The organism is Streptomyces sp. CA-251247 (assembly GCF_050952975.1).
In the GTDB taxonomy this organism is placed as follows: domain Bacteria; phylum Actinomycetota; class Actinomycetes; order Streptomycetales; family Streptomycetaceae; genus Streptomyces; species Streptomyces achmelvichensis.
The window spans coordinates 7,058,876-7,081,353 of the sequence record NZ_CP191861.1 but is presented as its reverse complement, the minus strand read 5'-3'; the positions used below and the strand labels follow the sequence as shown (position 1 = coordinate 7,081,353).

21 protein-coding genes are annotated in these 22,478 nt (G+C 70.2%); 7 read left to right on the top strand and 14 right to left on the bottom strand.

Annotated elements, in window-relative coordinates; all coding sequences use genetic code 11:
• Positions 1-37 precede the first annotated feature (37 nt).
• Both ACQPWZ_RS31565 and ACQPWZ_RS31560 read right to left on the bottom strand, forming a co-directional pair.
• Positions 38-766 (bottom strand): SRPBCC family protein, encoded by a 729-nt coding sequence (locus ACQPWZ_RS31565; protein ID WP_433573054.1) that lies wholly within the window; start codon positions 764-766, stop codon positions 38-40.
• Between the two features lie 116 nt (positions 767-882).
• Positions 883-1,542: an ArsR/SmtB family transcription factor gene (locus tag ACQPWZ_RS31560; RefSeq protein ID WP_433573053.1), complete on the bottom strand. Its 660-nt coding sequence runs from the start codon at positions 1,540-1,542 to the stop codon at positions 883-885.
• Between the two features lie 150 nt (positions 1,543-1,692).
• On the opposite strand from ACQPWZ_RS31560, the gene ACQPWZ_RS31555 reads away from it, so the two are divergent.
• A complete protein-coding gene (locus tag ACQPWZ_RS31555; protein WP_433573052.1) occupies positions 1,693-1,821 on the top strand; it encodes a hypothetical protein in 129 nt (42 codons plus the stop codon).
• Between the two features lie 212 nt (positions 1,822-2,033).
• On the opposite strand, the gene ACQPWZ_RS31550 is transcribed toward ACQPWZ_RS31555, so the two are convergent.
• The 4 genes from ACQPWZ_RS31550 to ACQPWZ_RS31535 form a co-directional block, all read right to left on the bottom strand.
• Positions 2,034-2,450 (bottom strand): ATP-binding protein, encoded by a 417-nt coding sequence (locus ACQPWZ_RS31550; protein WP_340476668.1) that lies wholly within the window; start codon positions 2,448-2,450, stop codon positions 2,034-2,036.
• Positions 2,451-2,603: 153 nt separating this feature from the next.
• The gene (gene glgC / locus ACQPWZ_RS31545; RefSeq protein WP_356705648.1) at positions 2,604-3,821 is read right to left on the bottom strand and encodes a glucose-1-phosphate adenylyltransferase; all 1,218 of its coding nucleotides are present in this window, start codon (positions 3,819-3,821) and stop codon (positions 2,604-2,606) included.
• Between the two features lie 44 nt (positions 3,822-3,865).
• Positions 3,866-5,029, bottom strand: a complete 1,164-nt coding sequence (gene glgA, locus ACQPWZ_RS31540) for a glycogen synthase (RefSeq protein WP_340476666.1) — start codon at positions 5,027-5,029, stop codon at positions 3,866-3,868.
• A 49-nt stretch (positions 5,030-5,078) separates the two neighbouring features.
• Positions 5,079-5,768, bottom strand: a complete 690-nt coding sequence (locus tag ACQPWZ_RS31535) for a (2Fe-2S)-binding protein (protein WP_433573051.1) — start codon at positions 5,766-5,768, stop codon at positions 5,079-5,081.
• Between the two features lie 226 nt (positions 5,769-5,994).
• On the opposite strand from ACQPWZ_RS31535, the gene ACQPWZ_RS31530 reads away from it, so the two are divergent.
• Positions 5,995-7,062, top strand: coding sequence for a DMT family transporter (locus ACQPWZ_RS31530; RefSeq protein ID WP_340476664.1), 1,068 nt, complete (start codon positions 5,995-5,997; stop codon positions 7,060-7,062).
• Here ACQPWZ_RS31530 and ACQPWZ_RS31525 read toward each other — a convergent pair.
• Together ACQPWZ_RS31525 and ACQPWZ_RS31520 are read right to left on the bottom strand one after the other, a co-directional pair.
• Entirely contained in the window at positions 6,964-8,226 is a 1,263-nt protein-coding gene (locus ACQPWZ_RS31525) for a transglycosylase family protein (RefSeq protein ID WP_433573050.1), read from the bottom strand. The genes ACQPWZ_RS31530 and ACQPWZ_RS31525 overlap by 99 nt on opposite strands.
• Positions 8,227-8,354: 128 nt before the next feature.
• The gene (locus tag ACQPWZ_RS31520) at positions 8,355-9,692 is read right to left on the bottom strand and encodes an ROK family protein (RefSeq protein WP_433573049.1); all 1,338 of its coding nucleotides are present in this window, start codon (positions 9,690-9,692) and stop codon (positions 8,355-8,357) included.
• A gap of 142 nt (positions 9,693-9,834) precedes the next feature.
• Between ACQPWZ_RS31520 and ACQPWZ_RS31515 the strand changes: the two genes are divergently transcribed.
• The 4 genes from ACQPWZ_RS31515 to ACQPWZ_RS31500 are packed head-to-tail and all read left to right on the top strand — an operon-like array spanning position 9,835 to position 14,419.
• The gene (locus ACQPWZ_RS31515) at positions 9,835-11,148 is read left to right on the top strand and encodes an extracellular solute-binding protein (RefSeq protein ID WP_433573048.1); all 1,314 of its coding nucleotides are present in this window, start codon (positions 9,835-9,837) and stop codon (positions 11,146-11,148) included.
• Positions 11,149-11,158: 10 nt separating this feature from the next.
• Positions 11,159-12,187, top strand: coding sequence for a carbohydrate ABC transporter permease (locus ACQPWZ_RS31510; protein ID WP_433573047.1), 1,029 nt, complete (start codon positions 11,159-11,161; stop codon positions 12,185-12,187).
• Positions 12,180-13,043: a carbohydrate ABC transporter permease gene (locus tag ACQPWZ_RS31505; protein ID WP_313942800.1), complete on the top strand. Its 864-nt coding sequence runs from the start codon at positions 12,180-12,182 to the stop codon at positions 13,041-13,043. The genes ACQPWZ_RS31510 and ACQPWZ_RS31505 overlap by 8 nt, the downstream gene beginning before the upstream one ends.
• Positions 13,044-13,063: 20 nt before the next feature.
• The gene (locus ACQPWZ_RS31500; protein WP_433573046.1) at positions 13,064-14,419 is read left to right on the top strand and encodes a GH1 family beta-glucosidase; all 1,356 of its coding nucleotides are present in this window, start codon (positions 13,064-13,066) and stop codon (positions 14,417-14,419) included.
• A gap of 76 nt (positions 14,420-14,495) precedes the next feature.
• Here the strand turns inward: ACQPWZ_RS31500 and ACQPWZ_RS31495 are convergent, their stop codons facing one another.
• The 6 genes from ACQPWZ_RS31495 to ACQPWZ_RS31470 all read right to left on the bottom strand — a co-directional run bounded on the left by ACQPWZ_RS31495 (position 14,496) and on the right by ACQPWZ_RS31470 (position 20,496).
• Entirely contained in the window at positions 14,496-15,410 is a 915-nt protein-coding gene (locus tag ACQPWZ_RS31495; protein ID WP_405574388.1) for a carbohydrate kinase family protein, read from the bottom strand.
• Complete coding sequence (locus ACQPWZ_RS31490; RefSeq protein ID WP_433573045.1) at positions 15,407-16,396, bottom strand: zinc-dependent alcohol dehydrogenase family protein; 990 nt, start codon at positions 16,394-16,396, stop codon at positions 15,407-15,409. The genes ACQPWZ_RS31495 and ACQPWZ_RS31490 overlap by 4 nt, the downstream gene beginning before the upstream one ends.
• Positions 16,393-17,286 carry a carbohydrate ABC transporter permease gene (locus ACQPWZ_RS31485; RefSeq protein ID WP_327678040.1) on the bottom strand — a complete coding sequence of 298 codons (894 nt, stop codon included), beginning with the start codon at positions 17,284-17,286 and terminating at the stop codon, positions 16,393-16,395. Before ACQPWZ_RS31485 ends, ACQPWZ_RS31490 begins: the two co-directional genes overlap by 4 nt.
• Positions 17,283-18,245 carry a carbohydrate ABC transporter permease gene (locus ACQPWZ_RS31480; protein WP_433573044.1) on the bottom strand — a complete coding sequence of 321 codons (963 nt, stop codon included), beginning with the start codon at positions 18,243-18,245 and terminating at the stop codon, positions 17,283-17,285. Before ACQPWZ_RS31480 ends, ACQPWZ_RS31485 begins: the two co-directional genes overlap by 4 nt.
• Positions 18,242-19,603, bottom strand: coding sequence for an ABC transporter substrate-binding protein (locus ACQPWZ_RS31475; RefSeq protein ID WP_405574378.1), 1,362 nt, complete (start codon positions 19,601-19,603; stop codon positions 18,242-18,244). Before ACQPWZ_RS31475 ends, ACQPWZ_RS31480 begins: the two co-directional genes overlap by 4 nt.
• Positions 19,604-19,734: 131 nt before the next feature.
• A complete protein-coding gene (locus ACQPWZ_RS31470; RefSeq protein ID WP_340476653.1) occupies positions 19,735-20,496 on the bottom strand; it encodes a DeoR/GlpR family DNA-binding transcription regulator in 762 nt (253 codons plus the stop codon).
• Positions 20,497-20,881: 385 nt separating this feature from the next.
• Here ACQPWZ_RS31470 and gndA point away from each other — a divergent pair, with 385 nt between their 5' ends.
• Complete coding sequence (gndA, locus tag ACQPWZ_RS31465) at positions 20,882-22,324, top strand: NADP-dependent phosphogluconate dehydrogenase (protein WP_383240079.1); 1,443 nt, start codon at positions 20,882-20,884, stop codon at positions 22,322-22,324.
• The last annotated feature ends 154 nt before the right edge of the window (positions 22,325-22,478 follow it).

The following is a 22,478-nucleotide window of genomic DNA, read 5'->3' as shown; positions in this document are numbered from 1 at the left end:
GCTGATCCGGGAAGACCGACGGCGCGGCACGGGACGGCTACGCGAACAGGCCGGTCAGCCAGGTGCGCCAGGCCTCCTCGTTCTTCTGCGCGTCCGCTCCGGCGGCGAAGTCGTGGACGCTGACGCCGACGGGAGCGCCGAAGTGGTTGCGGCCGAAGACGCGGTACATGGCGTCGTCGGTGCGCAGCCCCACGAAGTAGGGATTGCGGTAGTCGAGGACGGCGTCGACCGGGCCGGTGCCGGGCAGTTCGACGCGTACGGCCGCGCCCTCGGTCGCGTCGTCCGCCACCCCGAGTCCCCGGCTCACGACGTCGAGACCGCCCGGCTCGTTCGAGGTGTCGGGGGCGTCGACGCTCATGAACACGGCCGCCTTGCCGGTGTAGTGCAGCAGGTACTGACGCAGGGTGTGCAGATAGAAGTCGGTGTGCTTGTTGGCACCGTCGTACTGGTTGTCCCAGTCCTCGACCAGGATGCCGCTGTGCACGTAGCGCACCCAGGAGCCGCCGCCCTCGCGGGGCTCGATGACGTGATCGAGCTGATTGAAGGTCTGCTGCGTGATGCCCTCCGCGTCCTCGGTGCGGCCGGTCAGCCGGTGGGGCGGGTCCCAGGCGGTGACGGTGCCGCCGTGAGGTGCGGCACCTCCCTCGCGGGGTTCGTACTCCATCGGCCAGAGCCAGCCGGCGGTCCCGGTGGTGATCGCCTCCCAGACCTGCTGGGGCTCGGCGTCGACCTCGAACTCCCGGACGATCTCGAATTCCTTGGACATGACGTCTCCTTGTGTCGTGCTGGTTCGGTGCGTTGACAAAGGGGTGGCGCGGATGGCCGGTCAGGCGTTCCGCGGCGCGCCGGCGAGGTGAGGGACGCGGGGACCGGGCGGCCCCGTCATGACGGCTCCCCGGGCAGCGCGGCGGGGCTCCCGGTGTCCGGGTCCCCGGCGTCCGCCCCCTCGACGGCGTCCGGGATCTTCACGGTCGGGTGGAGCGCCACGACAAGGCGGTGGTCGCGGCCGCCCGGGGCGTCCTCGGCGTGGTACCGGGCGATCAGCGCGCTCACGCCCTGGGTGAGTTCCTCGACGAAGGCCGCACGGTCGGCGGCGGAGGCGAACCGCACCTCGCCGTCCAGGGCGTAGGTCGCGAGTCGCTTGCGCGCCTTGGCCGCGCCGGTGATCAGGCTGCCGACGTCGCGCACGAGGCGCGCGGCGACGGCGAGCATCCAGCGCGCGGAGAGCTGGTCGCGGAACCCTGCCGGGTCCGGCTGCACCGCGGCCAGAGCCAGCGGAGAGATGACATACGAGGCCGCTGTGGCCTGCATCAGTCGCTCCGTGACGTTGCCCTTGCGGCGTTCACCGGCCAGTTCGACCAGTCCGTGCCGCTCCAGCGCCTTGAGGTGGTAGTTCACCTTCTGACGGGGCAGCCCGACCCGGCCGGCGAGCATGGCCGCCGAGGCGGGGCCCGCGGCGAGCTCCGCCAGGAGCCGGGAGCGCACGGGGTCCAGCGAGACGGCGGCTGCCGCCGAGTCCTCGATCACTGTGACGTCCAACATGGCTCCACCGTCTCACCGAACACTTTTCTTGTCCAGCACTCTTTTGTTGTCGGCTGCTGGGGCGGGGGCGACCGGTGGCGACCGGTGGGAACAAGGGATGCACGCCCGTCTACGGCATCGACGGCTTCAGGGACGAGGCGGCGCACGCTGATGACGGCCAGGATCGAGCTGTGCCGTGAGCGCGGAGTCGATGCGGCGGAGCCCGATCTGCTCGACGCCTGTCTCAACAACACCGGCATCCGCCGACGGCCGCTCACCAGCTCGCGTGCAACCGGATGATCCCGCGGCTCGCGCCCGACCGCGGCCTTCCGTCGGGCTCGATGTTCGTGGCGGCCGACAAGACCGGGTTCCCCGCCGAATACGCCGTGCCGGTCCTCAGGGTCTGCCACGGTGCGCGGCGGACGGGGCTCAGGTCGACGCACACGGAGCTCGACCCCGGTGTATGGCCTCAGCCCGTGCCGAACAGCAGCGGTGAGCGTCCTCAGCACTCCTCAGGACGCGGCGAGCACCGCCTGGACGGTCTTGCCGCCGCCCGGTCCGCCCCGCACCGCGAAGTGCCGGGAGAGCTCGCGCACCATGAAGATGCCGCGCCCGCTCTCGTCGCTCTCCAGGGGCGAGCACACTCGCGGGTGTATCGGACTGGCGTCCTCCACCTCGACGGTGACCCGGCCCGGGTCGACATGGAGCCGCAGCCGGCAGCCGCTGCGGCCGTGCCGGGTGGCGTTGGTGACCAGCTCGGACACGACAAGGGTGGCGTCCTCGATCTGGCCCCCTGTCACCGGCTCGCCGCACCGGCGGCTCAGGAAGACCGTCGTCAGATGGCGCGCCCAGCGGGCGGAGGTCTCCGCCTGCGGCAGTTGATACGTCGCACGCGCGGCGCGCCGACGGGTGCGCCCTTGCGTACGCATCCTCATCACTCCGTCCCGGTCGATGGCAGCCTCAAAGCCGAACGGGGCTGCCGTGCTCCGCGGATGCGCGACGGCGTGCCCCTACCTCTGAGTGGTGCCCGGACAGGGTGATCCGCAATCGGGGTTCAGGTCACAGCGCGTTCACAGGACGGCTCACAGAACCCTCTGGCCTTTACCGAGCGCGATGACACCGTTCTTGGAGACGGTGTAAAGCTCCTGATCGCGCTCGGGGTTGACGCCGATGGTCGCACCCGGCGGCACGTCGACGTTCTTGTCCAGGATCGAACCGCGGACGACGGCGCCCCTGCCTATGCGGACGTTGTCGTGCAGCACAGAACCCTGCACCACCGCACCCTCCCCGACCATCACACCGGGAGACAGGACGGACCGGGTGACCTGCCCGCGGACGACACATCCGGGGCTGACGATCGACTCGCTCGCGATGCCGGCACCGATGAAGCGGGCCGGGGGCAGCTGGCCCGGGTGCGTGTAGATCGGCCAGCGGCGGTTGTACAGGTCGAAGGCCGGCCGGTCGGGGATCAGATCCATGTGGGCGTCGTAGTACGAATCGAGGGTGCCCACGTCACGCCAGTAGCCGTGTTCCCGCGGCGTCTCCCCCGGCACATGGTTCTCGTTGAAGTCGTAGACCTGCGCCATGCCCTGCTCCGTGAGCATCGGCAGGATCGAACCGCCCATGTCATGGACGGAGTTGTCGTCCTCGGCGTCCCGGTACAGCGCGTCGACGAGGACCTTGGTGGTGAAGAGGTAGTTGCCCATGGAGGCGAACACCCGACCGGGATCGCCGGGCAGTCCGGGCGGGTCCGCGGGCTTCTCGAGGAACCGCTCCACTCTCGCGCCGTCGGAGGCGGGCGTGATGATCCCGAAGGACGAGGCCTCGGCGCGCGGAACCCTGATCCCGGCGACGGTGACCCCTGCTCCCCCCTCGATGTGCTGCTTGAGCATCTGCCGCGGGTCCATCCGGTACACGTGGTCGGCACCGAACACGGCGATGTAGTCGGGCTGTTCGTCGTTGACCAGGTTGAGCGACTGGAGGATCGCGTCCGCGCTGCCGAGGTACCACCGCCGGCCGAGCCTCTGTTGGGCCGGGACCGGTGTCACGTAGTTGCCGAGCAGACTCGACATCCGCCAGGTGGTGGTGACATGGCGGTCCAGCGAGTGCGACTTGTACTGCGTCAGCACGCAGATGCGCAGAATGTCGCCGTTGACGAGACTGGAGAGGACGAAGTCGACGAGGCGGTACATCCCGCCGAACGTCACCGCCGGTTTCGCACGGTCGGCGGTGAGCGGCATCAGCCGCTTGCCCTCCCCGCCGGCCAGAACGATCCCGAGCACCGAAGGTCCACCGCGCATCGTGCCCCCTCACACCTGCTGTGTGTGTCGCACTGCCGTCCCTGTCACACCTGCTTGAGCAGGTCCTCGTACAGCTCGTACGTCCGCCGGGCCACCTGGTCCCAGCCGAACTCGCGCACCGCGCGCTGCCGTCCGGCGGCGCCCATCCTGGCCGCCTCCGCCGGATCGTCGAGTACCCGGTTCACCGCCTGGGTAAGACCGGATTCGAAATCCTCCGGGTGACGTGCCTCGTAGGGCACGAGCAGTCCGGTGCGTCCGTCGTCCACGACCTCGGGGATGCCGCCGACCGAGGAGGCGACGACGGGGGTGCCGCACGCCATGGCCTCCAGGTTGACGATGCCGAGCGGTTCGTAGACCGAGGGACAGACGAACACGGCCGCATGACTGAGGAGTTGGATGACCTGCGGCCGTGGCAGCATCTCGGGGATCCAGTGCACGCCGTCGCGCACGCGTTCCAGTTCGTCGACGAGTTCCCGGAACTCGGCCCCGATCTCGGGGGTGTCAGGCGCTCCGGCACACAGCACCAGCTGGGCACCGGGGTCGAAGGAGCGGGCCGCGCGCAGCAGGTGCGGGACCCCCTTCTGCCGGGTGATGCGGCCGACGAACAGGACGAAGGGCCGGTCGGGGTCGAGACCGATCCGCCTCAGCGCTGCCGTCTCGTGATCGGGCCGGTAGAGCCGGGTGTCGATGCCGTTGTGGATCACGTGCACGCGATCGGCGTCGAGGGCGGGATAGCAGGCGAGGATGTCGTCCCTCATACCGCGGGACACGGCGACGACCGCGTCGGCCGACTCGATCGCCGTGCGCTCGGCCCAGCTGGAGAGGGCGTAACCGCCACCGAGCTGCTCCGCCTTCCAGGGCCGCAGCGGCTCCAGGGAATGCGCCGTCATCACATGCGGGACTCCGTGGAGGAGCTTGGCGAGATGACCCGCCAGGTTGGCGTACCAGGTGTGGGAGTGGACCAGTTCGCGGCCGCCGAGCTCGGCGGCCATGGCCAGGTCGACGGCGAAGGTGCGCAGTGCGTCGTTCGCGCCGTCGAGCTGGGCGGGCGCCCGGTGCCGCAGCACCCCTTCCGCCTCGCCCTCGCCCCAGCAGTGGACCTCCAGGTCGGCGAGCGCTCTCAACTCCCGGGCGAGAAACTCCACATGGACACCGGCGCCCCCGTACACGTCCGGGGGGTACTCGCGTGTGAGCAGTCCGACCTTCACCCCTTGATGGTCACCCACGCACGGCGTACGGGGAAGACCGCGGTCAGGATCACTGCGCCGTCCGGCGGGGCGGACGGTCGAAGACGCAGTCGCCGCACAGCCCGCCGCCGGGCACACGGTAGTAGAGACAGCATGTGCTGCGGCGCATGGCCGGGCCGCGGACGGTGCCCGCCAGATCGGGGTGACTCAGCAGCTCGGCGGCGAGGGCGGCGGCCCGTTCGCCGACAGCGGTCCTGCCGCCGCGGCGGGCCCAGTCGGCGAGCATGCGCACGGCTCCGGCGAGTGCCGAGCCGGCGTTTCCCCACAGCAGCTGCCGGGAGACGGGCGTGTCCTGACGCAGCGCGTCGGCAAGGGGGACGAGATGCCCGTACTGGACCGCCTCACGCAGGGTGACCGCGGTCGCGGACAGTGAACCGGAGCCGGTGAGCCACAGATCGTCGGGTGCGCTGCGTTCGGGTGCCCAGTGCAGCCGCGCAGGATCGAGATCGGGGATCTCGCCGTGGAGCGCGGCCGACCCGAGGGCGATGGACCACAGCCGGGCCGCGAGCCCCAGGTGCGCGACGGACGCGGCCACGCGCCGCTCGCCGGTGCCGAGGCGGGCGGCGACGGTGTCGATCCTGGAGGTGAGGGGAGCGGTCTCGCCGGCGTACAGCCGGGCCAGGGGCGCCCCTTTGCCGCCGGACGGATCCGTGCGCAGCGCGAAGAAACCGCCGACGGCGTCCAGCTCCGTCAGTTCCATCCCCTGCTCACCGCCCTGTTCTCGAGCATTTCTCGACCACTGCGCAACACCGGTCACCGTAGCGTCGGGCGTACACCTCGTCGGGCGTACACCGGTCCACCCCCGCTGACCTGCTCGCCCGCCGCACGGGGGACTTTTGGCCTAGGCTCGTACTACGTCGGCAGTACGTCCAAATGCCTGCTCAAGGACGACGACGCGAACGCGGAACAGGGAGATCGTGGTCTCTATGAGTTCCCTTGTGCTGGCAGTGCTGCTGTCACTGGTCTCCGCGGTCGCCTATGCGGCCGGGGCGATCGTGCAGGAGCATGTCGCGGCATCCACCTCCGCCCGGCCCTATGCCCCGCTCCACCACGCGGGGTGGTGGTTCGCCGTGGCCCTGAACTCCCTGGGTGCGGTGCTCCACGTCGTCGCGCTGGCGTACGGGCCGCTGAGCCTGGTGCAGCCGCTCGGCGCGCTCACGATCGTCTTCGCCCTGCCGATGGCCGCTCTGTTCGTACGGCGTGGGGTGGGCGCCACCGCGTGGAAGGGCGCGCTGATGGCGACCGCCGGTCTCGCCGGTCTGCTGGCACTGACCGACACGGCGGACGCCCACTCGCTGGGCACGGGCCAGCGCGGGGTGCTCGCGGCGGCGACGTTCGGCGGGGTGGCTCTGCTCTTCCTGGTCGCCCAGACCATCCACCGGCCGGTACTGCGCAGTGTGCTGCTGGCCGCGTCGGCCGGTGTGGCCTTCGGTATCGCGTCGGTGTTCACCAAGACGGTGGCGGTGGACTGGGACTGGTCGGCCCCGCTCGCCCAGTGGAGCAGTCTGCTGGTGGTGGCGGTGCTGGCGATCGGCGGTCTGCTGCTGTCCCAGGCGTCCTACCGCGGTGCGGGTCTGGCCGCGCCGCTGGCCACGGTGACCGTGGTCAACCCGGTCATCGCGGCGGCCGTCGGCATCACGATGTTCGGCGAATCGTTCCGGGGCGGCATCCCGGGCACCCTGCTCGCGCTCGGCTTCGGCGCCCTGGCGGCCGGCGGTCTGATCCTGCTGACGACGGAACGTCTCGCCGCCGGGAGGAACGACGCGGACGGTTCCCCGGCGGCGGGAGACGCGGACGGGCGCGGGCCCCGGGACGACCGGCACGCGCCCGGGGACGACCGGTCGTCACAGACCCCCGGGACGCCGATGACAGCGCCCGAGCAGCGGACCCCGGTCTCAGACCGGGACGCCGCCCGCCCTGAGGTAGGCGAGGGGATCGATATCGGATCCGTAGCCCGGACCCGTACGGATCTCGAAGTGGAGATGCGGTCCTGAGCTGTTGCCGGTGGACCCCGAGCGGCCGATCCGCTGGCCGCTGGTGACGTGCTGTCCGGAGCGCACGGTGAGCGCCGACAGATGCGCGTACTGGCTGTACTTGCCGTCCGTGTGACGGATGACGACCTGATAGCCGTACGCACCGCCCCAGCCTGCCGAGACGACCCGGCCGGAAGCGACGGACTTCACGGAGGTCCCGGTCGGGACGGGGAAGTCGACGCCTGTGTGGTAGCCGCTGGACCAGGAGGAGCCCGCCTTGCGGTACGGCGTGCCGGTGGAGGCGTCGACCGGGGCGCTGAAGCCGGACCTCTGCGCCGGCTTCTTGACGTGTGCGGGCTTGGCGGCCTGCTGCTTGGGCACCTGCTTCTTCGGTGCCTGCTGCTTGGGTGCCTGCTGCCTCGGGGCCGGGCGGGGCTTGGCCGCGGGCCTGCGCTCGGGTGCCTCGGCGGACGGAACGGGTCCCGTGCGGCTCTTGGGCGCCTCGATGCGGAGGATCAGCTTCTGGCCGGGATGGATGAGGTCGGGGTCGGGCCCCACGACCGTACGGTTCTGTGCGTACAGGCCCTGCCAGCCGCCGCGGACCTCTTCGGCATCGGCGATCCGGGAGAGCGAGTCGCCGCGGGCCACGGTGTAGCCCTCCCGGTGCGTGGGCACCGTCGTCGGCGTCGCCTTCAGGGGCGCTGACTGCCGCTGGGCGGCGGGTCTGTCCCGTCGTTCGCTCTGCTTGCTCTTCGCGTCGGCCTTCGCCGCTAATCGGCCCTCCGGCGTGATGTCCGGAGCATCACCGCCGCGGGAGAGACCGGCGCGGGCCGAGCAGACCGGCCACGCCCCCGGGCCCTGCCCCTTGAGGACCTTCTCGGCCACGGCTATCTGCTGGTCCTTGCCGGCGAGGTCGGCGCGCGGGGCGTACTGCCTGCCGCCGTAGGCCTCCCAGGTGGACTGGGTGAACTGGAGCCCGCCGTAGTAGCCGTTGCCGGTGTTGATCCGCCAGTTGTTGGTGGACTCGCAGGCGGCCACCTTCTCCCAGACGTCCACGGAGGCCGCATGCGTCGTACCGGCACCGATGAGCGGCAGCGCCATACCTGCTCCGCCCGCGGTGACGGTGAGTGAGGCGCGGTTGATGCGGCTCGGCTGATATCGGCGGTGCCGACCGGTTGCGGCCATCTCGAGACTCCCCCACTGACATGTAGGTCACGTCGCAAGCGGTCAACTTAGGTGCTGTGCACCGACCGTGACAAGGGTTCAGGTCCGGCGTACCGGGGGCGCAGGGGGCGACAGAGCCGTCCCGGTGATCAGCCGGGGGCGCCCTCGGTCGCGGCCGGGGCGGGTGACCAGCGGCGGCCGGCGCCGACCCGCTCGGCGCCCGCCGGATCTCCGCCCCCGGCAGCCGGCGGACGGCTGCCGCCCCGGGCGAGGAAGTCGGCGAGCGGCAGGGTCGCGGCGCCGACGGTGACGGCGTCGGGGCCGAGCCGGCCGAGTTCGATGGTGGTACGGGCGGCGGCGTGGTCGAGGGCGTACTCGCCCGCGTACCGGCGCACTTCGGGGAGCAGATGGGGTCCGATCAGCAGTCCGGCCCAGCCGCCGAGCAGGATGCGCTCGGGACGGAAGAGGTTGATCAGGTCGGCGACCGCGGCGCCCAGGTACTCGGCGGTGTCGTCGAGCAGGGAGAGCGCGACGGGGTCCGGATCGGGGCCGTGGGGCCCGGGGAAGGCGGCGGTCAGCAAGGTGGCGAGCGCGGTCTCGTCATCGGCGCCGGCCGGGAGCGGGCCGCCCGCCTCCTGCCAGCGTTCGCGAAGCGCCTCTGCGCCGGCGTACGCCTCCAGACAGCCGAGGGATCCGCAGCGGCAGCGCCTGCCCCGGATCCGGACCGTGGTGTGACCCCATTCCAGGGCGCTGTTGCTGGCGGACTCCTCGCGGGTGGCGGCGTGGACGACACAGGCGCCGACGCCGGACCCGATGAGGGCCACGGCCGCTTCCCGTGCGCCGCGTCCGCCGCCGAACCACATCTCGGCCTGGCCGAGGGTCTTGGCGCCGTTGTCGATGAACAGCGGTACTTCCCGGGGCAGTTCGATGGCGTCGCGGAGCAGTTTCTCGAAGGGGACGGCGGTCCAGCCGATGGTCTGGCCGTGCACGATCGCGCCGTCTCGCGCGTCCTGCTCGATGATGCCGGGCACGCCGATGCCGATGCCGAGCAGTCCGGCCGCGTCCACGCCGGCGTCCCGCAGGACATCGGCCACGCCGATGCTCACATGGGAGACGACCCGGTCGACGTCGTAGCCGTGCTGGGCCAGCAGCCGTTCGGTGCGGGCGAGCTCGGTGAGGGACAGGTCGAAGAGTTCCACCCGTACGCGGGTCTCGCCGATGTCGATGCCGATGAGCAGACCGCCGGACGGGGTGACACGCAGCAGGGTGCGCGGTCGGCCGCCGTCGGAGTCGACGACGCCGGCCTCTTCGAGCACTCCTTCGGCGACCAGCTCGGCCACCACATTGCTGATAGAGCCTGAACTCAGGCCGGTGGCCGGTCCGAGCTCCTGGCGGCTCAACGGGCCGTCGAAATACAACCGTTGCAGAACCCTGGCCCGGTTGCCGCGCCGCAGGTCACGCACTGTCCGTCTGTTGCGCTCCGCCATGGTGCTCCTTCCCTCGTCGCAACATACCCCGGTCGCAGACCTTGACGCGACCTTCCCTCACCTCTTAAATCACGATCTAAATTAAGTCATGGATGCCGTTCGGGAGTCGAACGCAGCCATCCCCGGGAAGGGGCCATCTCTCATGCGCACCATCAGAGCCGCAGCAGCCGTCACCGTCATCAGCGCGCTCGTCGCCATATCCGGCTGCGGCGGTGGTTCCTCCACCGACGGAAGCGGCAGCAACGAATCCCCCAAAACACTCACGTACTGGGCCTCCAACCAGGGCCCCAACATCGAGGCCGACAAGAAGATCCTCACGCCCGAACTCAAGAAGTTCGAGAAGGAAACGGGCATCAAGGTCAAGTTGGAGGTCATTCCCTGGTCCGACCTCCTCAACCGGATCCTCGCCGCCACGAGTTCCGGACAGGGCCCCGACGTCCTGAACATCGGCAACACCTGGTCCGCCTCGCTCCAGGCCACGGGCGCCCTGCTGCCGTGGGACCAGAAGAACTTCGACGCCATCGGCGGACGGGACCGCTTCGTCGACTCGGCCGTCGCCTCCGCGGGCGCCGAGGGCAAGGACCCCGCGGCCGTGCCGCTGTACTCGCTCGCGTACGCCCTCTACTACAACAAGAAGATGTTCGCCGACGCGGGCATCTCGCAGCCGCCGGCCACCTGGGACCAGCTCGTGGCGGACGGCAAGAAGATCTCCCAGGGCGGGAAGTGGGCGCTGGGTGCCGAGGGCGGCAACCTCGCCAACAACATCCACCAGGTCTTCGTCCTCGCCAAGCAGCACAAGGCGGACTTCTTCGACTCCGCCGGCAAGCCCACCTTCACCTCCGACGGCGCGGTCGCCGCGGTGAAGCAGTACGTGGACTTCATGGCCAAGGACAAGATCGTCGCTCCGGGCAACGCGGAGTACGCGCAGAACCAGTCGCTCCAGGACTTCGCCCGCGGCAAGACGGCGATGGTGCTGTGGCAGGCCGCCGCGTCCACCTTCGCGGCCCAGGGCATGAAGCCCGCCGACTGGGGCGTGGCCCCCGTCCCCGTCCAGCAGGGCGCACCCGGCACCGGCGCGAACACCAACTCCATGGTCGCCGGCATCAACATCGCGGTCTTCAACAACACCAAGAACGTGGACGGCGCGAAGAGGTTCGTGAAGTTCATGACCAGCGACGCCGAGCAGAAGCTCCTCAACAAGACCTATGGATCGATCCCGCCGGTCACGGCCGCGCAGCAGGACCCGGCGTTCGCCGCACCCGACCTGAAGGTCCTGCGCGACACGCTGTCCACGAGTGCCGCGCCGCTGCCGCAGGTTCCCACGGAGTCGCAGTTCGAGACCACGGTCGGCACCGCCGTGAAGGAGCTGTGGGCGGACGCCGCGGCCGGACGCCCGGTGACCACGGCGTCCGTCAAGGAACGTCTGAACAAGGCCCAGCAGCAGATGCAGCAGTGAGGCACACCCGATGACCACCACCGTCACTCCCGGCCGCACCGGCCCGGCGGACAGCGGTGAGCAGGTGGGGAAGGGGGATGCGCGGCGCAGGATGCCGCGCATCCCCGACCGGATCCGCCACGGCGGTCTGCCCTATCTCCTCCTGCTGCCCGCAGTCCTGCTCGAACTCCTCATCCACCTGATCCCGATGGTGATCGGGATCGTGATGAGCTTCCGTCAGCTCACGCAGTTCTACATCCGCAACTGGGGCGAAGCCCCGTGGACGGCCTTCGACAACTACCGGATCGCCGTCGACTTCAGCGCGCCGATCGGTGAGGACCTGCTCAACTCGTTCCTCGTCACCTGTGCGTTCACCGTCCTCGCCGTCGGCCTGTCCTGGCTCTTCGGCGTCGCCGCGGCGATCATGATGCAGGAGAACTTCCGCGGCCGGGGACTGCTGCGGGCCGTCTTCCTCACGCCGTACGCCCTGCCGGTGTACGCGGCCGTCATCACCTGGGCGTTCATGTTCCAGCGGGACAACGGCATGATCAATCACGTCCTGCACGACCAGCTGGGGCTGACCGATCAGCCGTCCTTCTGGCTGATCGGCGACAACGCGTTCTTCGCCGTGGTCGTCGTCGCGGTCTGGAAGTCGTGGCCGTTCGCGTTCCTGATCGTGATGGCGGGGCTCCAGAACATCCCGCGCGAGCTCTACGAGGCCGCCGCGATCGACGGCGCCGGCGTCTGGCAGCAGATCCGCAAGATCACCCTGCCGTCGCTGCGGCCGGTCAACCAGGTGCTCGTCCTGGTGCTGTTCCTGTGGACGTTCAACGACTTCAACACGCCCTACGTGCTCTTCGGACGGGCGGCCCCGGAGGCGGCCGACCTGATCTCGGTGCACATCTACCAGTCGTCCTTCGTCACCTGGAACTTCGGCCAGGGTTCGGCGATGTCCGTCCTGCTGCTGCTCTTCCTGCTGGTGGTCACGGCCGTCCATCTGCTGCTCACCTCCCGCACTCCGCGAGGAGCCTCCCGCACAAGGAAGAGCGCCGATGCCTAAGCCGCCGCGTTCCCCGATCGCACCGCCGCAGTCCTTCCTCTGGACCCGCCGGGTCGTGCTGACGCTGCTGACGGTCTTCGCCCTGCTGCCCGTCTATGTGATGCTCAGCAGTTCGCTGAAACCGCTCCAGGACGTCTCGGGCCAGTTCCGCTGGATACCGTCCGGGCTGACCATCCGGCCCTACATCGACATCTGGAACACCGTTCCCCTCGCCCACTACTTCGTCAACTCGCTGATCGTGGCGGTGTCGGCGACGGTGCTGTCCGTGGTAATCGCGGTGTTCGCCGCCTACGCGGTGAGCCGCTACCGGTTCCGCGGCAAGCGGATCTTCACCGTCACCGTGCTGTCCACGCAGATGTTCCCGGGGATCCTGTTCCTCCTCCCGCTGTTCCTGATCTTCGTGAACATCGGCAACAGCACGGGCATCGCCCTGTACGGCTCGCGCGGCGGACTGATCCTCACCTATCTGACGTTCTCGCTCCCCTTCTCGATCTGGATGCTGATCGGCTACTTCGACTCCATCCCGCGCGACCTGGACGAGGCCGCGATGGTGGACGGCTGCGGCGCCCTCGGGGCGCTCTTCCGGGTCGTCGTGCCCGCCGCCGTCCCCGGCATCGTCGCCGTGTCGGTCTACGCGTTTATGACGGCCTGGGGCGAAGTCCTCTTCGCCTCCGTGATGACGAACGACACCACACGCACGCTCTCCGTCGGTCTGCGCGGCTACGCCACCGAGAACGACGTGTACTGGAACCAGGTCATGGCCGCGTCGCTGGTCGTCAGCGTGCCCGTCGTCGCCGGGTTCCTGCTCCTCCAGCGCTACCTCGTCGCCGGCCTCACCGCCGGCGCAGTCAAGTGACCTCAAGCGAAAGGCAGTCCGTGAACGACCTCAACGCCCTTCCGCCCGATTTCACCTGGGGCGTCGCCACCGCCGCCTACCAGATCGAGGGTGCCGTGGCCGAGGACGGCCGCTCGCCCTCCATCTGGGACACGTTCTCGCACACCCCGGGCGCGGTGGACAACGGCGACACCGGCGACGTGGCCTGCGACCACTACCACCGCTGGCCCGAGGACATCTCTCTGATGCGCCAACTCGGCGTGGGGGCCTACCGGTTCTCGATCGCCTGGCCGCGCATCGTCCCCGGCGGTGACGGTCCGGTGAACCCGGCGGGCCTCGCCTTCTACGACCGTCTCGTCGACGGTCTGCTGGAGGCGGGCATCACCCCCTTCGCCACGCTGTACCACTGGGATCTGCCGCAGGCGATGCAGGACCGCGGCGGCTGGCCGGCCCGCGAGACCGCCGAGCACTTCGCCGCGTACGCGTCGGTCGTGGCCGAACGGCTCGGCGACCGCGTCAAGGACTGGGCGACGCTGAACGAGCCGCTGTGCTCGTCGTGGATCGGCCATCTGGAAGGCAAGATGGCGCCCGGTCTCACCGATCTGACGGCCGCGGTACGCGCCTCGTACCACCTGCACCTCGGGCACGGGCTCGCCGTGCAGGCGATCCGCGCGGCCTCGTCCGACGCACGCGTCGGCATCGTCAACAACCTCTCCCCCATCGAGCCCGCGAGCGAACGCCCCGAGGACCGGGCCGCGGCCGTGCGGGCGGACGGTCACACCAACCGCTGGTGGCTCGACCCGATCCACGGCCGCGGGTACCCGCAGGACATGCTGGATCTGTACGGGGTCGAACTCCCCGAGAAGGCCGGCGACCTGGAGACCATCGCGGCTCCGCTCGACTGGCTGGGGCTCAACTACTACTTCCGCCAGATCGTCACCGCCGACCTCAGCGGCCCGGTCCCGTACGCCAAGCAGATCTACACGCCCGGCGCCCGGCACACCGCCATGGACTGGGAGGTGCACGCCGACGGTCTGGAGCAGCTGCTCGTGCGGCTGTCGCAGGAGTACGGCGCACAGCGCGTCTTCGTCACCGAGAACGGCTCGGCGTATCCCGACGTCGTCCGCGCGGACGGGAGCGTCGACGACCCCGAGCGGGTGCGCTATCTGGAGGAGCACCTCGCGGCGTGCGGTCGGGCGGCTCGCCGTGGCGCGTCCGTGGCGGGCTACTTCGCCTGGTCGCTGCTGGACAACTTCGAGTGGGCGTACGGCTACGACAAGCGCTTCGGCCTGGTGCATGTCGACTACACGACGCAGAAGCGGACCATCAAGGGCAGCGGGTACCGGTACGCGGACATCGTCCGTGCCGCGTCCCGCAGGGCCCGCCGGGCGGCCTGAGCCCGATGGCGGGCCCCGCCGGACCTGGTCCGGCGGGGCCCGCCCTCTCGGCCTTTCGGTCTCCTCCGGTCGGGCCTCACACAGCGGCCGGGGCCGTGGGCTCGGTCCCCGTCCTGGCGCAGACGGAGGCGGCGACCTGGGAGGCGAACTCCAGCATCACCCTGGCGGACGACGGCGCGAGCGCCCGGTCCCAGCTCCGCTCGGTGCCCAGCCAGGTCAGGATCCCGGTCATGAACGCGTCGCCCGCGCCGATGGTGTTGACCACCTCGACGGGAACCGCGGGGACGGAGACGGGTTCCGCGCCGGGCACATACGCGGTCGCGCCTTGCGCGCCGCGGGTCACCACCACCAGCCGTCCCTCGTCCGCCAGCCGGCGACAGCTCCGGTCCGGGTCGGTGTCCGGCCAGAGCCGCACCAGATCCTCGTCGCTGGCCTTCACGACATGGGCGAGAGCGCACAGGTCCCGCAGCCGCCGAAGACCGCGGACGGCGTCGACGGTCCGGTCCTCGCGCACATTGGGGTCGACCACCAGCAGGGAGTGCCGTGCCGCCTCCTGCGCGGTGGCGGCAACCGCCCGGGCCGCGGGTTCGACGACCGCCGCGAGACCGCCCACGTACACGGCGCCGAACCGGCCCGCCGCCTCGGCCGGCTGCGGCAGCCGGAAGGTCGCCGTGTCCTCGAGGTGGAAGTGGTAGGCGTTGCCGCTGCTGCCAGGGTCGGCGACCGCGAGCGCCGTCGGAAGGTCCGCCCTCGCGCTGAGCCCGAGGTCGACGCCCGCGCCGGTCAGCCACTGCTCGACGGTCCGTCCGAAGCCGTCGTTGCCGAGGCCTCCGGCGAAGAAGGCCCGCCGGCCGAGCCGGGCGAGGCCGACCGCCACATTGGCGGGCGCGCCCCCCGGTTGGGCACGCAGGACGCCGGGCTCACCGGGGACCGGGACGAGGTCGATCAGCGCCTCGCCGACGACCAGGACCGCATCGGACCCGCCGGTCACGGCTCCACCACGATCTTGCGACCGATGCCGGCCTGGAAGCGTTCGATGGCCTGGGGGTACTGCTCCAGGGGCAGCCGGTCGCTGATGAAGACCGACGGGTCGAGCACGCCGGCCGCGAAGAGGGCGGCGGCCCGTTCGTAGCTGTGGAGCACCGCCATCGAACCGGTGATGGTGATCTCCTGGTTGTAGATCCGGTAGGGCTCGATGACCGCGGTCGTCGCGTAGTCGGCGACCCCGAACTGGAGGAAGGTACCTCCCTTGGCGACACGGCCGAGGCCGTCCTGGATGGCTCCGGCGTTGCCCGTGGCGTCGATGACGACGTCCCAGCCGCCCGGCCGGTCCAGCGCGTCGGCGCCGGATGCCGCCCGCGAGCAGCCGAGCAGGCTCGCGGTGGCGAGGCGTTCGGGGTTGACGTCGAGGACGTCGACACAGGCCGCACCGGTGCGCTTGGCCAGCTCCAGCATCATCAGGCCCATGGTGCCGGAGCCGTAGATCAGCACCTCGGCGGCGAGCGTGCTGTTGAGTACGTCGTACCCGCGCACGGCGCAGGACAGCGGCTCGATGAGGGCCGCGTCGTGGACGTCGATGTGGTCGGGCAGGCGTACGCAGTTGGCCACCGGCGCGACGGCGTACTCGGCCGCGCCGCCGGGGACGGTGACCCCGATGGCGGCCCACCGGTCGCACAGATTGCCGCGGCCCGACCGGCAGTAGCGGCACTCGTGGCAGTGCAGCGACGGATCGACGGCGACCTTGTCCCCGACGGCCAGTTCGGTGACATCGGCGCCGATGCCGACGACCTCACCGGCGAACTCGTGGCCGGGCACGATCGGCAGCGTCGGTGCGAACTCGCCCTGGAGGATGTGCAGATCGGTGCCGCACAGCCCGCAGGAGGCGACGTCGACGACGACCTCGCGGGGCCCGGGGGTGGGGTCGGGAACCGTCGTGACCGAGACCTTGCCGGGGGCTTCGACGATCGCTGCCCTCATTTGACTGCTCCAAGCGAGAGGCCCTGGACGAGCTTGTCCTGGGCGGCGTAGCCGGCGGCGAGCACCGGCAGGGACACGATGACGGAGGCGGCGCACAGCTGGGCGAGGAAGAGGCCCTGGCTGGTGACGAATCCGGTCAGGTACACGGGTGCCGTCTGGGCGACGACCCCGGTGAGCACCCGTGCGAACAACAGCTCGTTCCAGCTGAAGATGAAGCAGATCAGGGCGGTGGCCGCGATCCCGGGCCCGGCGACAGGCGCAACGACCCGGGCCAGCACGGTGGGCAGCCGGGCGCCGTCCACCTGGGCGGCCTCGATGATGGAGACCGGCACGTCGGCGAGGAAGGACTGCATCATCCACACCGCGATCGGCAGATTCATCGAGGTGTAGAGGATGACGAGGAGCCAGATGTTGTCCAGCATCCCGGCGTTCTTCGCGAACAGATAGACGGGCAGCAGTCCGGCGACGACGGGCAGCATCTTCGTGGAGAGGAAGAAGAACATCACGTCGGTCCACTTGCGGACCCGCCGGATGGACAGGGCGTACGCGGCCGGCAGCGCGAGGACGAGCACCAGGACGGTCGAGAACAGTGACGCGGACAGGGAGTTGATCAGGGGCGGCCAGGGGGTCGGGCCGCCTCCGCCGCCGAAGAACTGGCGGTAGCCGTCCAGCGTCAGCGAGGCGGCGAGCGACGGCGGGTTGGTGGCGGCGTCGGCCTCGGAGTGCAGCGAGGTCAGCACCATCCACAGGGCGGGCAGGCAGAAGGCGAGTCCGACGATCCAGGCGACGACTCCGAGGGCCGCGGAACGCCGTCTGGCTTTGCGCGCCGCGGGCGGCAGTTGGGGTGTACGGCCGGTGGCCGCGGGCTCAGTGGTGGTGGCAGCGCTCATGCGCGGTTCGCCTCCTCGCGGAAGAGGGAGGAGACCACCCGGAGAGCGAAGGTCGCGATGATCATGGTGCCGATCACCACGACGACTCCCGCGGCGGACGCCAGCCCGTACTCGTGGGCTCGGTAGAAGGTCTCGTAGATCGTGTAGGGGAGGTTGGCGGTGCCCAGTCCGCCGGAGGTGATGGTGAACACCGCGTCGAAGTTCTGCACGATGTACACGGAGCCGAGCAGGACGCCCAGTTCGAGGTAGCGACGCAGATGCGGCAGCGTCAGATAGCGGAAGGTCTGCCAGCTGCTCGCGCCGTCCAGCCGCGCGGCCTCCATCATCTCGGCGGGCCGGCTCTGCAGCCCCGCGAGCAGGATCAGCATCATGAACGGGGTCCACTGCCACACCAGCGCCGCCTCGACGGCGAGGAGCGGCATGCCCGAGATCCAGTCCGGCTGCGACATGCTCTCGATCCCGAACAGGTCGCCGACCCAGGTGAGCGCTCCGTTCAGCAGCCCGTACTCCGGGTTGTAGAGCGCGTGCTTCCACAGCAGGGCGGCGGAGATCGGCACGATCAGGAAGGGCGTGATGAGCAGTGTGCGCACCATGCCACGGCCGAAGAAGGAGCGGTCCAGGAGGAGGGCGAAGAGCAGGCCGAGGACCACGGTGACGAGGACGACGGCCACCGTCAGCACCACGGTGGTGATGACGGAGTCCCGCAGCGCCGGGTCGGTGACGACGGAGGCGTAGTTGGACAGGCCCGTGAAGTGGCGCTTGTCCGGGCTGAGCGAGTTCCAGTCGAAGAGCGAGATCACCAGGGTTGCCACGAACGGCAGTTGGGTGACGGCGATCAGGAAGACGAGGGCGGGCAGCAGCGGGGCGCGGGTGGCCCAGGCGCGGGCCCGGCCGCTCTTTCCGGTTCGCGCCACGGCGGGTCGGCGCGACAGTGCCGGCCGGCTGATCGATGTGGTCATCGGTACTCCTCGGCGACCTTCTCGGCCAGCTTCTGGGAGGCGGAGAGGGCCTTGTCCACGGACTGGCGGCCGGCGATGGCGGCACTGATCTCCTGGGCGACCTTGGTGCCGAGATCGGTGAACTCGGGTACGCCGACGAACTGGATCCCGGCGGTCGGCCGGGGCTGGGTGCCGGGGTTCTTCGGGTCGGCACTGGAGATGGCCTGCTCGGTGACGTCCGCGAACGCACCGGCTTCCTTGCGGTAGTCGGGGTTGGCGTAGGTGGACGCCCGTTTGCCCGCGGGCACGTTCGCCCAGCCGCTCGTCCCGCCGACGAGGGCCTCGTACTTCTTGCCGGAGGCCCAGGAGATGAACTCCCAGGCGTCGTCGGACTTCTTGGAGGCCTTCTGCATGCCCCAGGCCCAGGTGTAGAGCCAGCCGGAGCTCTTGGTGCGCTCGACCGGGGCCGGTACGTAGCCGATCTTCCCCTTCACCGGGGAGCCCGACGCCTCCAGCGATCCGGCGCCGGCGGTGGCGTCGTACCACATCGCCGTCTTGCCCTGCGTCATGTTGTTGAGGCACTCGGCGTAGCCGGACTGCGGTGCGCCCAGCTCCCCGTGATCGCGGACCAGGTTCACATAGAACTCGGTGGCCTTCTTGAACTCCGGTGAGGTGAGCTTCGGTTCCCAGTCCTCGGTGAACCAGGTGCCGCCCATCGTGTTGACCACGGTGGTCAGCGGGGCGATGACCTCGCCCCAGCCGGGCAGGCCGCGCAGGCAGATGCCCTTCATGCCGCGTTCGGCCCCGTCCGCCTTCGCGGCGAGGTCGGCGACCTGCTGCCAGGTGGGTTTCGGGGGCATCGTCAGGCCCTTCTTCGCGAAGACGTCCTTGCGGTACATGAGGAAGGACGACTCGCCGTAGAAAGGTTCGGCGTACAGCTTGCCGTCCTCGGCGGTCAGGGAGTCCCGCAGCGGCTCGAGGATGTCCTGCTGGTCGAACGCGGTGTCGGCCCGGGCGTACGCGTCGAGGGGGTGCAGCCAGCCGTTCTTCGCGAAGAAGGGCACCTCGAAGTTGCTGATGGTGGCGATGTCGTACTGACCCGCCTGGTTGGAGAAGTCCTGGCTGATCTTGTCGCGGACGTCGTTCTCCGGGAGCACCGTGAAGTTGACCTTGATGCCGGTCTCCTCGGTGAAGTGCTTCTTGGTGAGCTTCTGCAGCTCGACCATCTGCGGGTTGTTCACCATCAGGACGTTGAGCGCGTCGCCGCCCCCGAAGGAGGTGCCGCCCGCTCCGGCGCAGCCTGCCGCGAGGAGTGCCATCGCTGCCGTGCCCGCGCCCGCACGTACGCGGATTCCCCGTCGTCGTCGGTGGTGGGGCATGAGTTCTCCTGATCAGTCGTAGCGGCTCGGTGATCGGTGGTTCGGGGCATGGCCGGCCCGTCCCCCGGCCGGTGACGGGGGCTGGACGCGACATGTGTGGGGACTGGGGGAGGCCGGAGGAGGGGGTCTCCTCAGACGCGGACGACCTGGGGGCCGAGGAGTGAGTAGCGCTGGGCCTCGGCGGAGGGCAGGGCGGCGTCGGTGACGATGGCCTCGAAGTCGCCGACGTCGGCGAAGCGGCAGAAGCTCACCGCGCCGAACTTGGTGTGGATTCCGGTGAACACCCGCCGTCGTGAGCTGCGCATGGCCTGCGCCTTGACCTCGCTGACGGCCGGGTCGGGGGTGGTCAGTCCGTACTCGCGGGAGATCCCGTTCGCGCCGACGTACGCCAGATCGATGACGAAGTCGGCGAGCATCCGGGTGGCCCAGTGGTCGACGGTGGCCATGGTGCCGCCGCGCACCCGGCCGCCGAGGAGGAGTACGGCGATCTTCTCGGCGTCCGCGAGGACGGTCGCGACCGCGAGGGATGCGGTGACCACGGTCAGCGGCCGGTCCCTCGGCAGTGCCTCCGCGACGAGCTGCGGGGTGAAGCCCTCGTCGACGAAGACGGTTTCCGCGTCACCCAGCAGATCGGCGGCCGCGGCCGCGATCCGTGACTTCTGCGGCACATGACGGGTGGTGCGCACGGCGAGGGTGGTCTCGAATCCGGCGGACTCGACGGGGTACGCCCCGCCGTGGGTGCGCCGCACGAGGCCGTGCTCCTCCAGGGCGTGCAGGTCGCGCCTGATGGTCTCCTTGGCCACCCGGAAGAGACCCGCGAGAGCGGTGACGTCGACCGACCCGTCCCGTCGGGCCGTGTCGAGAATTCCCCGTCGGCGTTCCTCGGTGTCCACGACACACTTCCCTGTTTCCGCTCCGTGCACTGTTCGCGCCGGGCCTGAAGTCCGTTCGGGCCCATGCGTCGTTTGTACAAGCAGTCCCGGCCGCTCGACCAGGCTCTTCGCCGAATCCGGTGTGCCCGTATGCGCCCGTTTCCCCGACGCCATCCGCGCTGGTCGCGGGGCCGGGCACGGGGATCGCGGGCCCCGGCCGTGCCCGCTTGGCCCCCCTGCCGAGTCCGAACGGCGCCCGAGGGCGGAGACTGGAGCCGCACACCCCTTCGGGACCCGGAATGCGGTGAGCTCCGGAGGGCTGGAAAATCGATGAATGGCTGGGTCCGCCCGTACGTATGCGTAGGCGCGGACATGGATTCTCCGACGGACTTCCAGGAGCACACGTATGAGTGGTACAGCCCAGATCGGTGTCACCGGGCTCGCGGTGATGGGGCGCAATCTCGCCCGTAACTTCGCGCGCAACGGCTTCACCGTCGCCGTGCACAACCGCACCGCGGCGAAGACACGGGCGCTGGTGGAGGAGTTCGGCGACGAGGGCACGTTCGTCCCCGCCGAGTCGGCGGAGGAGTTCGTCGCGGCGCTGGAGCGGCCGCGCCGCCTGGTCATCATGGTCAAGGCCGGTGACCCCACGGACGCGGTGATCGAGGAGTTCGCGCCGCTGCTGGAGGAGGGCGACGTCATCATCGACGGCGGCAACGCCCACTTCGCTGACACCCGGCGCCGGGAGAAGGACCTGCGGGAGCGCGGCATCCACTTCGTCGGTACCGGTATCTCCGGTGGCGAGGAGGGCGCGCTGCACGGGCCGAGCATCATGCCGGGCGGCTCGGCCGAGTCGTACGCGACGCTGGGCCCGATGCTGGAGAAGATCGCGGCGAAGGCGCCCGACGGCACCCCGACGGTGGCCCACATGGGCCCGGACGGCGCCGGTCACTTCGTGAAGATGGTGCACAACGGCATCGAGTACGCCGACATGCAGCTGATCGCCGAGGCGTACCACCTGCTCCGCTCGGTCGCGGGCTACTCCCCCGCGCAGATCGCCGAGACCTTCCGGACCTGGAACACGGGCCGGCTGGACTCGTATCTGATCGAGATCACGGCGGAGGTACTGGCCCACACGGACGCCGACACCGGCAAGCCGTTCGTCGACGTCGTCACCGACCAGGCCGAGCAGAAGGGCACGGGCCGCTGGACCGTGCAGATCGCGCTGGACCTCGGTGTGCCGGTCTCGGGTATCGCCGAGGCGGTCTTCGCCCGGTCGCTGTCGGGGCACGCGGATCTGCGCGCCGCCTCGCGCGGGCTGCCCGGCCCGACGCCCCGTCCGCTGAGCGACGAGGAGGCCTCGCGCTTCGCCGACCAGGTGGAGCAGGCCCTCTACGCGTCCAAGATCGTGTCGTACACGCAGGGCTTCCACCAGATCCAGGCGGGCAGTGAGGCCTACGACTGGAACATCGACCTCGGCTCCGTCGCGGCGATCTGGCGGGCGGGCTGCATCATCCGGGCCGCGTTCCTGGACCGGATCCGTGCCGCCTACGACACCCAGCGGGACCTGCCGAGCCTGCTGTCGGACAAGGAGTTCGCCTCGGAGATCGGCTCCGCGCAGGACGACTGGCGCGACGTGGTCGCGACGGCGGCGCACCAGGGCGTGCCCACGCCCGGCTTCTCGGCGGCTCTCGCGTACTACGACGCGCTGCGGGCCGACCGGCTGCCTGCCGCGCTCACCCAGGCGCAGCGGGACTTCTTCGGTGCGCACACCTACCGGCGTGTGGACCGGGAGGGCTCGTTCCACACCCTCTGGGGTGGCGACCGCTCCGAGGTCGGTACCGACTGACGGCCGGCGCAACAGCCACTGCTCAGCCCACCGGGCCCGTGCCTTTCGGCCGGGCCCGGTGCGGGTTCCCTGTCTGTCACGCCTGGTCTTCCACGGCTTCTTACGCCGGGCCGGGCGCATGCTTGCCCGATTCTCACGCAGGTCCGGGCGCGGG

Excerpts from the sequence above, each read along its gene's own strand:
- ACQPWZ_RS31565 (WP_433573054.1), bottom strand. The coding sequence starts at position 766 with ATGTCCAAGGAATTCGAGATCGTCCGGGAGTTCGAGGTCGACGCCGAG.
- ACQPWZ_RS31480 (WP_433573044.1), bottom strand. The coding sequence starts at position 18,245 with ATGACCACATCGATCAGCCGGCCGGCACTGTCGCGCCGACCCGCCGTG.
- ACQPWZ_RS31550 (WP_340476668.1), bottom strand. The coding sequence starts at position 2,450 with ATGCGTACGCAAGGGCGCACCCGTCGGCGCGCCGCGCGTGCGACGTAT.
- ACQPWZ_RS31490 (WP_433573045.1), bottom strand. The coding sequence starts at position 16,396 with ATGAGGGCAGCGATCGTCGAAGCCCCCGGCAAGGTCTCGGTCACGACG.
- gndA (WP_383240079.1), top strand. The coding sequence starts at position 20,882 with ATGAGTGGTACAGCCCAGATCGGTGTCACCGGGCTCGCGGTGATGGGG.
- ACQPWZ_RS31530 (WP_340476664.1), top strand. The coding sequence starts at position 5,995 with ATGAGTTCCCTTGTGCTGGCAGTGCTGCTGTCACTGGTCTCCGCGGTC.
- ACQPWZ_RS31520 (WP_433573049.1), bottom strand. The coding sequence starts at position 9,692 with ATGGCGGAGCGCAACAGACGGACAGTGCGTGACCTGCGGCGCGGCAAC.
- ACQPWZ_RS31475 (WP_405574378.1), bottom strand. The coding sequence starts at position 19,603 with ATGCCCCACCACCGACGACGACGGGGAATCCGCGTACGTGCGGGCGCG.
- ACQPWZ_RS31560 (WP_433573053.1), bottom strand. The coding sequence starts at position 1,542 with ATGTTGGACGTCACAGTGATCGAGGACTCGGCGGCAGCCGCCGTCTCG.
- ACQPWZ_RS31535 (WP_433573051.1), bottom strand. The coding sequence starts at position 5,768 with ATGGAACTGACGGAGCTGGACGCCGTCGGCGGTTTCTTCGCGCTGCGC.
- ACQPWZ_RS31515 (WP_433573048.1), top strand. The coding sequence starts at position 9,835 with ATGCGCACCATCAGAGCCGCAGCAGCCGTCACCGTCATCAGCGCGCTC.
- ACQPWZ_RS31555 (WP_433573052.1), top strand. The coding sequence starts at position 1,693 with ATGACGGCCAGGATCGAGCTGTGCCGTGAGCGCGGAGTCGATGCGGCG.
- ACQPWZ_RS31510 (WP_433573047.1), top strand. The coding sequence starts at position 11,159 with ATGACCACCACCGTCACTCCCGGCCGCACCGGCCCGGCGGACAGCGGT.
- glgC (WP_356705648.1), bottom strand. The coding sequence starts at position 3,821 with ATGCGCGGTGGACCTTCGGTGCTCGGGATCGTTCTGGCCGGCGGGGAG.
- ACQPWZ_RS31485 (WP_327678040.1), bottom strand. The coding sequence starts at position 17,286 with ATGAGCGCTGCCACCACCACTGAGCCCGCGGCCACCGGCCGTACACCC.
- ACQPWZ_RS31505 (WP_313942800.1), top strand. The coding sequence starts at position 12,180 with ATGCCTAAGCCGCCGCGTTCCCCGATCGCACCGCCGCAGTCCTTCCTC.
- ACQPWZ_RS31525 (WP_433573050.1), bottom strand. The coding sequence starts at position 8,226 with ATGGCCGCAACCGGTCGGCACCGCCGATATCAGCCGAGCCGCATCAAC.